This window comes from Mycobacterium sp. DBP42, assembly GCF_005924235.1.
Taxonomy (GTDB): Bacteria; Actinomycetota; Actinomycetes; order Mycobacteriales; family Mycobacteriaceae; genus Mycobacterium; species Mycobacterium syngnathidarum.
This window is the reverse complement of record NZ_VCMY01000097.1, coordinates 1-1488: the sequence shown is the minus strand read 5'-3', so window position 1 is coordinate 1488 and position 1488 is coordinate 1. Positions and strand designations below refer to the sequence as shown.

1 protein-coding gene is annotated in these 1488 nt (G+C 64.4%); it reads left to right on the top strand.

What is annotated here, in order from left to right:
- Positions 1 to 135 precede the first annotated feature (135 nt).
- A complete protein-coding gene (locus tag E0T84_RS31520) occupies positions 136 to 1455 on the top strand; it encodes an IS256 family transposase (RefSeq protein ID WP_064961518.1) in 1320 nt (439 codons plus the stop codon).
- The last annotated feature ends 33 nt before the right edge of the window (positions 1456 to 1488 follow it).

The window sequence follows — 1488 nt, the reverse complement described above, 5'->3', positions numbered from 1 at the left end:
GAGCAATGATCAGAACCTGTGGATGAGCCTCGGTGAGGGGGCGTGAAAGTGGGCGCACCTTCCCGAGGATGATCTGAATATCCGAAGGTCCGATCATGAGCCGGCGTTGGCGCGCTGGTTCGGGAAGGTACGCCCATGCTCACCGTAGTTCACGATGCCATCGAGGCCAACGAAAGCACTGGCGGTGCTGGTCGGTCGTTGTTGGACGAGATCGTCCGCGACGGCGCCCGTCAGATGCTGGCCGCCGCGTTGAAGGCTGAGGTCGCCGCCTACGTGGCCCAGTTCGCCGATCAGCTCGATGAGAAGGGGCATCGGCTGGTGGTCCGCAACGGCTATCACCAGGCCCGCGAGGTGCTGACGGCAGCCGGGGCAGTTGAGGTGAAAGCACCGCGAGTCAACGACAAACGCGTCGACCCCGACACCGGTGAGCGGAAACGGTTTTCCTCGGCGATCCTGCCGGCCTGGGCACGCAAGTCACCGCAGATGAGCGAAGTGCTGCCGCTGCTGTACCTGCACGGGCTGTCCACCAGCGACTTCACCCCCGCTCTGGAGCAGTTCCTGGGCTCGGGTGCCGGGCTCTCGGCCACCACGATCACCCGGCTGACCAGCCAGTGGCAGGACGAGGCCCGCGCGTTCGCCGCCCGGGACCTGTCGGGCACCGATTACGTCTACCTGTGGGTCGACGGCATCCACCTCAAGGTCCGCCTGGACCAGGAAAAGCTGTGTCTGCTGGTGATGCTCGGCGTGCGCGCGGACGGCCGCAAAGAGCTCGTGGCGATCACCGACGGCTACCGGGAATCGACCGAGTCGTGGGCTGATCTGCTGCGCGACTGTAAACGACGCGGCATGACCGCACCCGTGCTCGCCGTCGGCGATGGCGCACTCGGCTTCTGGAAAGCGGTACGCGAGGTGTTCCCGGCCACCAAAGAACAGCGGTGCTGGTTTCATAAGCAAGCCAATGTGCTTGCCGCCCTGCCGAAATCAGCGCACGCGTCGGCGTTGTCGGCGCTCAAGGAGATCTACAACGCCGAGGATATCGACAAGGCCCAGGTCGCGGTCAAGGCCTTCACGGTCGACTTCGGGGCCAAGTACCCCAAGGCGGTCGCCAAGATCACCGACGATCTGGACACCCTACTGGAGTTCTACCACTATCCCGCCGAGCACTGGATCCACCTACGCACGACAAATCCGATCGAAAGCACCTTTGCCACAGTACGTTTGAGAACCAAGGTCACCAAGGGGCCGGGATCACGTGCGGCTGGTCTGGCCATGGCCTACAAGCTCATCGACGCCGCCGCGGCCCGCTGGCGTGCCGTCAACGCACCACACCTGGTCGCCCTGGTCCGCGCCGGCGCGGTCTTCCACAAGGGCAAACTGCTCGAACGCCCCACCGAAATCACCCCACCGACACCGCCCTCAGACGGCGATCAGCAAGCCGGAACGGAGGTCGCCTGAAACACGCCGATCCACAGGTATTGACAATTCCTC